General features: G+C 58.1%; 9 protein-coding genes and 2 pseudogenes. 9 read left to right on the plus strand and 2 right to left on the minus strand.

All coding sequences use genetic code 11. The features are described from left to right. The 5 genes and pseudogenes from ACFPLB_RS12545 to ACFPLB_RS12565 form a co-directional block, all read left to right on the plus strand. Nucleotides 1-211, plus strand: a pseudogene (locus ACFPLB_RS12545) (hypothetical protein); the annotation flags it as partial. Nucleotides 212-377: 166 nt separating this feature from the next. Then, nucleotides 378-902 carry a Spy/CpxP family protein refolding chaperone gene (locus ACFPLB_RS12550; RefSeq protein ID WP_378230115.1) on the plus strand — a complete coding sequence of 175 codons (525 nt, stop codon included), beginning with the start codon at nucleotides 378-380 and terminating at the stop codon, nucleotides 900-902. Nucleotides 903-936: 34 nt separating this feature from the next. Continuing rightward, complete coding sequence (locus ACFPLB_RS12555) at nucleotides 937-1632, plus strand: response regulator (RefSeq protein WP_378230117.1); 696 nt, start codon at nucleotides 937-939, stop codon at nucleotides 1630-1632. 7 nt (nucleotides 1633-1639) lie between these two features. Beyond that, on the plus strand, nucleotides 1640-2929 hold the full coding sequence (locus ACFPLB_RS12560) for a sensor histidine kinase (protein ID WP_378230119.1): 1290 nt from the start codon (nucleotides 1640-1642) through the stop codon (nucleotides 2927-2929). Nucleotides 2930-2970: 41 nt separating this feature from the next. Continuing rightward, nucleotides 2971-3501: a cytochrome b gene (locus ACFPLB_RS12565; RefSeq protein WP_378230132.1), complete on the plus strand. Its 531-nt coding sequence runs from the start codon at nucleotides 2971-2973 to the stop codon at nucleotides 3499-3501. 53 nt (nucleotides 3502-3554) lie between these two features. Here ACFPLB_RS12565 and ACFPLB_RS12570 read toward each other — a convergent pair. Beyond that, nucleotides 3555-3758: pseudogene (locus ACFPLB_RS12570) on the minus strand (P-type conjugative transfer protein TrbG); the annotation flags it as partial. A gap of 286 nt (nucleotides 3759-4044) precedes the next feature. Here ACFPLB_RS12570 and ACFPLB_RS12575 point away from each other — a divergent pair. The 3 genes from ACFPLB_RS12575 to ACFPLB_RS12585 all read left to right on the plus strand — a co-directional run bounded on the left by ACFPLB_RS12575 (nucleotide 4045) and on the right by ACFPLB_RS12585 (nucleotide 6380). Then, nucleotides 4045-5352 carry a molybdopterin-dependent oxidoreductase gene (locus ACFPLB_RS12575; protein WP_378230122.1) on the plus strand — a complete coding sequence of 436 codons (1308 nt, stop codon included), beginning with the start codon at nucleotides 4045-4047 and terminating at the stop codon, nucleotides 5350-5352. A gap of 11 nt (nucleotides 5353-5363) precedes the next feature. Continuing rightward, nucleotides 5364-5735, plus strand: a complete 372-nt coding sequence (locus ACFPLB_RS12580; RefSeq protein WP_378230124.1) for a hypothetical protein — start codon at nucleotides 5364-5366, stop codon at nucleotides 5733-5735. Between the two features lie 72 nt (nucleotides 5736-5807). Then, nucleotides 5808-6380, plus strand: a complete 573-nt coding sequence (locus ACFPLB_RS12585; protein WP_378230126.1) for a hypothetical protein — start codon at nucleotides 5808-5810, stop codon at nucleotides 6378-6380. Between the two features lie 189 nt (nucleotides 6381-6569). Here the strand turns inward: ACFPLB_RS12585 and ACFPLB_RS12590 are convergent, their stop codons facing one another. Beyond that, nucleotides 6570-7298: an SDR family NAD(P)-dependent oxidoreductase gene (locus ACFPLB_RS12590; RefSeq protein ID WP_378230128.1), complete on the minus strand. Its 729-nt coding sequence runs from the start codon at nucleotides 7296-7298 to the stop codon at nucleotides 6570-6572. Between the two features lie 26 nt (nucleotides 7299-7324). Here ACFPLB_RS12590 and ACFPLB_RS12595 point away from each other — a divergent pair, with 26 nt between their 5' ends. After that, a complete protein-coding gene (locus tag ACFPLB_RS12595; RefSeq protein WP_378230130.1) occupies nucleotides 7325-7600 on the plus strand; it encodes a hypothetical protein in 276 nt (91 codons plus the stop codon). The last annotated feature ends 623 nt before the right edge of the window (nucleotides 7601-8223 follow it).

Here is an 8223-nt window from a genome sequence, read left to right on the forward strand (position 1 = left end):
TCAAACATGGGTCAAATCTCAGTGGAAAAATCCCCCAATCCCGGGTCAGATCTCAGCGGAAATCAACAGCCCCGGCTTCAAATCAACCGGGAGCGCTGCGACGATCCTGTTCGGGATCAAAATGGTTCACATGATACGCAAACGACAAGCAAAATACGTTTACAATTCGACACCATCGCTGGCCGGGCAGTTCAAAATCCTCGTTGCCTGAACACTGTATCCGGTGGCCCCGGTCATCAGAATCTTGAGTTTACGATAAAGCCTGCGTATGTCCCTGAGCTTCACATTTCTTCACAATTGTCTGTAATGGCAGAAACAGTCCTCATCCATTCTGGCTCCATCGCGGCAATTGGGCCGCATGAAGAAGGAGTTTCATCATGGAACAGGATAGACAAGACACCACCATCAGTACTGCTTTCCCGACCGGGAGCAAGCGCCGCTCAAGATGGATCATCGCCGGTGGTGTCGTCGTTCTGGCACTTGCAGGGATCGGCGCGGCTGGCGCAATGGGCGGTGGCGGCATGGGTCCTCATATGATGGAGGTCGGCATGAAGCATGGCGGTCATTTTGCCGGACGCGGGATCGAGCGGATGCTGGGTTCGGTCGACGCAACTGCCGAGCAGGAAGAGCGCATCTGGGCAATCATTGACGGCACCCGTGCCGAATTGCGGCCGATGATGCGTGAGTTCCGTGACGCGCGCGGTGAGGTGATGGAACTGATGACAGCTCCCACGATCGACCGCGCCGCCGCCGAAACCCTGCGGGCCGAGCGCATTGCCGCCATCGATGAGGCATCGAAGAAGATGACCGCTGCGGCGCTCGATGCCGCCGAGGTTCTGACCCCGGAGCAGCGCGCCAAACTGGCCGAGAAAATGAAGGAGCGCAGGGGCTGGCGTCGGTGATAGGATCGCGTAACTGACATCAACGGGGCAAGGCATGGCGGAACAGATCCTTATTGTCGATGACGACACGCGGCTTTCCGCCATGCTGGGCGACTATCTTTCCGGAAGCGGCTATGCGACACGCACGGCCGCTTCCGCGCTGGCTGGCCTCGATGATATCAGGCGCAATCCGCCCGACGCCGTGATCCTCGACGTGATGCTGCCCGACCTTGACGGCTTCGAGGCCTGCCGCCGCATCCGTGCAACCTCGGACGTGCCGATCCTGATGCTGACAGCCAAGGGCGAAGAAACCGACCGCATTGTCGGGCTGGAGCTTGGGGCCGACGACTACCTGCCCAAACCCTTCAACCCGCGCGAGCTGCTGGCGCGCCTTCGCGCCATATTACGTCGCCGCACCAGCGGCAGGAGTGACCACATCATGCGTTTCGGGCGGCTGGAAATCGATCCCGCTTCACGTGTGGCCAGAGTGGGTAGCTGCGAATGCGTGATGACGGGCCACCAGTTCGACATGCTGGTGGTGCTTGCCGAGAATGCCGGACGCACGATGTCGCGCGAGCAGCTGATGGACAGGCTCGGCGGCGAAGGCTCCGAGGCTTTCGATCGCTCCATCGATGTCCACATCTCGCGCATCCGCGCCGCGATCGAAGACGACCCGAAGCACCCCCGGCGCATCATTACGGTGCGCGGCGCAGGCTATGTCTTTGCCCGCCGCCAGGACGAGGAAGGTTAGGGCCGTCATGCGCAGCAGCCTGTTCCTGAAAATCTACCTGACGCTTCTGGCAAGCCTTGTTGTGGTGGCGCTGGCCGCTGCAACACTCGTGTGGCTGTCACGCGGAGAGGACGACCGCGGCTGGATGGCGCGGCGTGACGCCTTCATCGCGGCGATGCTTCCCGCCGAGGCCGATATTGAAGAAACGCAGATCGTCCTGACACGTCTCGGCGCAGCCCTTGAGGCTGACATCACGGTCTTTGCCCCCGATGGCGAACCGGTCGCGAGCGTGGGAAATCCTGTCACTTTCCCTGCGTCGGGGGAAATGGAAAATATCCGGAACAGGGAAGATCGCCGTATCCTGTCGGCGCGCCTTGCAGACGGGTCGGCGCGCCTTGCAGACGGGCGCGTGGTCGTCGCCCGCTTCAACGACGGCTCTTTTGGACCGCCGCACGCCCGGCCTCTGCTTGGACTGGTGCTGATCGCCGCCGCCATCGGCGCGGTCGCCTGGCCCGTGGTGCGGCATCTGACCGGTCGGCTGGAGCGTCTGCGGCGCGGGGTCGAGACATGGGGCGATGGTGATCTGGCCCTGCGTGTTCCGGTCGAAGGCAAGGACGAGGTGGCGGCGGTCGCCGCCAGCTTTAATCATGCCGCGGGGCGCATCGAGGAACTGGTCGCCGCCCACCGCTCTTTGCTCGCCAATGCCAGTCATGAACTGCGCTCACCGCTTGCGCGCCTGCGCATGGCAAGCGAACTACACGAGGCAGCACCCAGCCAGGAGCGGAGCCGCGAGATCGCGCGCAACCTCACCGAACTTGATGAACTGGTCGAGGAGATATTGCTGGCGAGCCGTCTCGACCATGGCGAGGCGCTTAATATCGACGCCGAGGATATCGATCTTCTTGCACTGGCGACTGAGGAAGGCGCGCGCTGCGGCGTCGAGGTCAGCGGCAATCCGGCGGTCGTCCGGGGTGATGCAAGGCTTCTTGCCCGTCTCATTCGCAACCTGATGCAAAATGCACTGCGCCACGGTGCACCCCCGGTTCATGCGGAAATCCGCAGCGATGGCGATTATGTCGAATTTTTCGTGCGCGACCACGGGCCGGGCATTGCCGAGATCGAGCGTGAACGGGTGTTTGAGCCTTTCTATCGCCCGTTCGGCCGCGGCGAACATGCTGGCGGCTGGGGGCTTGGCTTGGCGCTGGTGCGCCAGATTGCCAGCCACCACGGTGCAAGCGTGCGGCAGGAAACGCCGCCCGGTGGCGGGGCAAGGTTCGTCGTCACATTTCCACGAAGCACAATTCCTCATCACCTGTGAAACGTGCTTGAGCATGACTAACAACAGGAAGGAAAGACATGATGCTGAAGAACAGACCTGACCGCTACGGCCCGGTGGCGGTGACCATCCACTGGCTAACCGCAATCCTGATCCTGGCTGCGCTCGGCTCAGGCTTCCAGGCCGATCAGGCGGCGGATGCCGCAACCCGGGCGGGGTTCCTTCGCCTCCACATTCCCGTGGCGATCACCGTGCTGTTGCTGACCCTCTTCCGCATCGTGTGGTGGTGGCGCTTCGACCGCAAACCGATTCCGGTCGAAGGATCGCGGCCATGGCAGGAGCGTTTCGCCCGCTTCGTGCATGTCGCCTTCTATGTCGTCATCCTCGGCATGGTGGCGAGCGGCATTGGCATGATGGTCCTGAGTGATGCCGGACCGAGCATCTTCGGCGGCTCCGGCGTACTGCCGGATTTCCACGACTATCCGCCGCGTGTCCCTCATGGCATTGGCGCCTTCCTGCTGGTGATCTTGCTCGTCGCCCATATAGGAGCCGCGTTCTATCACCACTTTATTCGTCGTGATGAATTGATCCGGCGCATGTGGTACGGTGCTTGATCGCTGCACTGACGCATACTGGCTTTGATGCGATTTGAGCTGGATGTGACAGGTGCGCCGGAGGTAGCTGGTTCGACCTTCCAGCGCACCGTGTCGCCAAGCAGCACGTCGCGGACGATTTCGCCGGCTTGCAATTCGATATCGCAGACCTGTAGCGGTAAGCAGACGACTGAAGGCTGGACCTCTCCGAAGAGAAACATGACTTTGCCGTCTGGACCGCGCGTCACCACCCACTGTCCCGAAGCTGATGGTCCTCGATCTCCTCCGCATACCGTTCTATCACCCAGTCCTGGAAGAAAGGTTGCGGACCACGCTTCGTACGATCATGCGAACTACCGATGTGCGGCATATCCAATCTTACCGGTTGTGGGGCCGACGGGTGCTGAGGCGCAAATAGCAGGAACGAAGCAAGAATATTTGGTCAAGGGTGGTCTGTTAGCGTTCGTTCGTCTACACTGTCCTGAAAATATACACTGAGGGTTTGGCGTTCAATGATCCAGGCGGTTGTTTTGTAAACCGCAAGCTATGCACAGGGAGGTACAGATGGAGCTTTTAATCGACAGGCAGGAAGATCACGATCAACCGGAGGAGATCACGTCGACCACTCTTGAGCGGCTCACTGTTTCGGATCGACGCAGCTTTCTGAAAAGTACTGGACTGACCGCCCTTGGCGCAGCGCTTGGTATGGCGGTACCCTTCGAAAAACACTTCCCCAAGGGCCTTGTTCCTGCGGCATTTGCGCAGGACACCGGCGCTGATCTCATGTCGGAAAAGGACGGCCTGACAGTCCATAATGACCGGCCTCTCAATGCAGAGACGCCGGCGCATCTGCTGGATGACGATATCACGCCCTATTCGCGCCTGTTCGTGCGCGCCAATGGCCTCGTCCCGCAAACTGCGCTTGACAAGGATGCGTCTGGCTGGATGCTCACCATCGATGGTGAGGTTGAGAACGAACTTTCCCTGACCATCGACGATCTGAAGAACGACTTCGAGCAGGTCACACTGGCGCTGGTGCTCGAATGCGGTGGCAATGGGCGGGCATTCTTCCAGCCCGGCGCTTCCGGCAACCAGTGGACGGTTGGTGCGGTGGGCTGTCCGCAATGGACCGGCGTGCGGCTGCGTGATGTTCTTGAAAAGGCTGGTGTGAAGTCGTCAGCCGTCTATACCGGCCATTATGGTAACGATGTCGATATCTCCGGCGATCCCGACAAGGTGGTGATCTCGCGCGGTGTGTCGATCGAGAAGGCCATGGAGCCGGAAGCGCTGATTGCATGGGCGATGAATGGTGAGGACATTCCGGCACTGCACGGCTTCCCAGTGCGTCTGGTGATCCCCGGCTATCCGGGTTCCGTTTCACAAAAATATCTGACGCGGATCTGGATTCGCGACAAGGAGCATGACGGTCCCAAGATGGGCGGCTATTCCTATCGCATGCCCAAATATCCTGTGGCTCCGGGAACCGAGGTTCCGGAAGAAGATATGGAAATCCTCACCGAAATGCCGGTGAAGTCGATCATCACCGCGCCGACGACAGGTGCACAGGTTGCTTCGGGAGAGGCGGTGGAAGTGCGTGGCCATGCCTGGGCAGGCAATGGTGACGTGAAGGCGATGCATATCTCGCTCGACTTCGGCCAGACCTGGCAGGAGGCAACGCTTGAGCCGGCGCCGAACAAATATGCCTGGCAGCGCTGGCGTGCTGAAGTCACCCCGCCCGAGCAGGGCTATTACGAGGTATGGGCGCGAGCGACAGACATGAATGACGTCTCGCAACCGGCGGTCACGCCCGGATGGAATCCGCGCGGCTATGGCAACAACATGATCCATCGCATCGCATTGTTTGCCAGCTGATCGGACTGATTGTGTATTACAGACTTCTTTTAAAAGCAGCCATCACGATTGCTGCGGTAGCGGGGTTTTCCCTGCCTGCCGCAGCGCAGGCCACCGGTTATGACCCGATGCGTCCGGTAATGCCATTGCCTGGCGCTTCCGCACAGCCTGAAGGCAACCCGGAATTTGACGGTCTGATCGACGGGCCCGGCGCGGAAGAGACATTTTATATGTGTTCGGCCTGTCACTCGATTGCGCTGGTCAGGCAACAGCGTCTTACGGATGCGAGGTGGGACTATCTGTGGCGATGGATGATCGAGGAGCAGGGTATGGCCGATGGCGGCGAGGAACTGCGGGAAACGATCCTGAGCTACCTGAAGAAACACTATTCGTCAGAACGGTAGCTGGATTGCTCTTATATTTACACGGCTTGCATCAATCACCGGCCTCGACGCAGGTGAAGCAGGAGACCGGCAATGAGAAACACTATTCCGTTGAGCATCGTTCTGAGCACGGCAATTTTGGACGTGGCCAGCGCGCAGGAATGGCGTAGTGCCTATACTGACACCGGTTCCTCCAACTGCATCACGCTCGCGGTCGAACCCGGCCAAAGTGCCGAATTGGCATGCCCCGGCTACAAGGGCTATCCGCTTCTGATCAGGGACGGCGACCTGCGCATGTTCGTTTCCTATGGGTTCGATGCCCGCGATGAGATGGCGGCGAGCCAGACGATGCCGGGTTTCAACACTATCGGTGAAAAGCTCGAATGGCTGATTGCCGATCATCCCGATCTTGGTGAACAGCCGGTTGCCACCATTTTACGATATCGCCTTGACCGGTCAGAAGGCTTCATTCCCGATACGCAGGTACTTGTCGTCACCAGGATCGAGCCGGGCAATACCTGCCACGTCGCTTATATTGATGCAGTCGCCAACCAGAATGCCAATGTGCTGGCACGTCAGGCGGCGGCCGATCTGGTTCCGGGCTGGGACTGCCGGACCATGGAGGTCCGGTGGATCGGAAACCTTGATCTTCATACATCGCGATAGTGCTGTCGATTTACACTTCAATTGGTTCTTCCTCAAAGCCTGTGATTAGAGCGCCGTGCGTCCTGTCGGACGCACAAAGGACGCTCTAACTCTTTGAATGAGCATCGGAATCATCCAAAAACCGATTCCACTTTTTGGTCCGATGCCCTAAACCGGACGCGCTCTAAGTTCTGGATGACAATGCTTGCCTCAAACGGTCAGATAACCCCCGTCTACCGGAAGACTTGCCCCAGTGACGAACGAAGCCGCTTCGCTACACAGGAATACGATAGCGTCCGCGACTTCAGCAGGAGCACCGAAACGGTTGAGCGGGGTGCGTCCTAGCAGATAGCTTGACAGGGCCTCGTCGGCCTTAAACCGTGCAAGCAGCGGCGTGTCGATCCAGCCGGGCGCCACGGCGTTCACACGAATGCCGTCGGGAGCATAGGCCTGTGCCAGCGACTTGGTAAGCTGGACCACGGCGCCTTTACTGGCCGCATAAGCAGGAATGTCCTTGCTGCCGAAGGTCGAATACATTGATGCGATATTGACGATCGACGCGGCCTTGGATTGGCAGAGCAGAGGATGAGCAAGCGCACAGCAGCGCATGACCGCGGTCAGGTTGATATCCATGACCTTCTCGAACACCTCGAGTTCAAGTTCGCGCCCGGTCGCGGAAATACCCGCCGCTGGCACAAGAATATCCAGTGAGGTCAGGCTCTTAAAGAAGTCAGTCAGCGCCCCGACATCTGTCACGTCGAGTTCGACAGGTGAGATCGGCAGTCCAGAGTCGAACGTGACCTTGTCTGCCCCCAACCCTAAGGCATGCACGGTGGCTCCAAGCTCTGCGAGCCGTGTGGCTGTAGAGGCGCCAATCCCGGAGGTGCCACCCGTAACGACAGCTGTACGTCCAGCAAAGATGTCTTTAGTAAATGTCATTCGTCCGCCCTCCTTAGGCGTGGAGTGTGTGTGATCTGGCCGCACGCATATTGCTGCCCTTAAGCCCGTTCACTCCCGCTCCGGGCTTGATAGGCTGTGCGAGATTTTTTGAAGGGCTCGAAGAAATCTGGTGCAGGATTCCAGATGAGGGCGTGCCTGATATCCTCGGGATCTCCGATGTCTGGAAAAACACGGAAGTCCATATTGATCAAATGCTCTTCAAGGACTGGTCGCCACGTCTCTGGCTCATCAAAGTCACTGAAAGACAATATGCACGGATGTTGCACAAGCGCACCCTCTAACCCAGGCACTCTCATGCCAATAACTCCCATAAATCTTGGCAATATTGCTAAGATATTATATAATTTAGCAGAATTTGCGCTGATTACTTCGCGTAACTACCCTTATGTACCGCACTCAAAATTTACCCCTCGTACATATTAAGGCCTGTCTCCCGAGACTTGAGAACCAGTTTCGGGGTAAAGACATACGTAATAACAATAACTTAAAGCGTGTTGCGTGAATCTGAAAGAAAAGCGACAGGCTTTAGGTGTGCATCGTTAGCTTCACGTATCTTGAGAATAATTCAAATTGTTTTTTCTTCTTAACAAGATCAATTTTTCTGATATAGAAAAATTGTTGCAAGCCTCCGTTGAGGATGGCGGGCAGTGATCAAGCCGCCTTTCCCATGGAAGCGGTTTACGGTGTCGCTGCTAGAGCATCGGACCGAAAAGTGGAATCGACTTTGGATAATTCCGATGCTTATTCAAAGAGTTAGAGCGTCCTTTGTACGTCCGACAGGACGCACGGCGCTCTAGGGTCGAGACTCAATCATGACCACCATATGCAGATAGCGGCCAAGTAGCATGTTGCTGCGAAGTTGACTGCAAGCTTGTCATATCTTGTGGCAATGCGTCTCCAGTCC

The sequence above is a fragment of the Aquamicrobium segne genome (assembly GCF_042656785.1).
In the GTDB taxonomy this organism is placed as follows: Bacteria; Pseudomonadota; Alphaproteobacteria; order Rhizobiales; family Rhizobiaceae; genus Mesorhizobium; species Mesorhizobium segne.

What these genes read in the sequence shown, in the direction of transcription:
- ACFPLB_RS12565 (WP_378230132.1), top strand. Translation starts at nt 2,971, where the DNA reads ATGCTGAAGAACAGACCTGACCGCTACGGCCCGGTGGCGGTGACCATC.
- ACFPLB_RS12575 (WP_378230122.1), top strand. Translation starts at nt 4,045, where the DNA reads ATGGAGCTTTTAATCGACAGGCAGGAAGATCACGATCAACCGGAGGAG.
- ACFPLB_RS12555 (WP_378230117.1), top strand. Translation starts at nt 937, where the DNA reads ATGGCGGAACAGATCCTTATTGTCGATGACGACACGCGGCTTTCCGCC.
- ACFPLB_RS12550 (WP_378230115.1), top strand. Translation starts at nt 378, where the DNA reads ATGGAACAGGATAGACAAGACACCACCATCAGTACTGCTTTCCCGACC.
- ACFPLB_RS12590 (WP_378230128.1), bottom strand. Translation starts at nt 7,298, where the DNA reads ATGACATTTACTAAAGACATCTTTGCTGGACGTACAGCTGTCGTTACG.
- ACFPLB_RS12585 (WP_378230126.1), top strand. Translation starts at nt 5,808, where the DNA reads ATGAGAAACACTATTCCGTTGAGCATCGTTCTGAGCACGGCAATTTTG.
- ACFPLB_RS12560 (WP_378230119.1), top strand. Translation starts at nt 1,640, where the DNA reads ATGCGCAGCAGCCTGTTCCTGAAAATCTACCTGACGCTTCTGGCAAGC.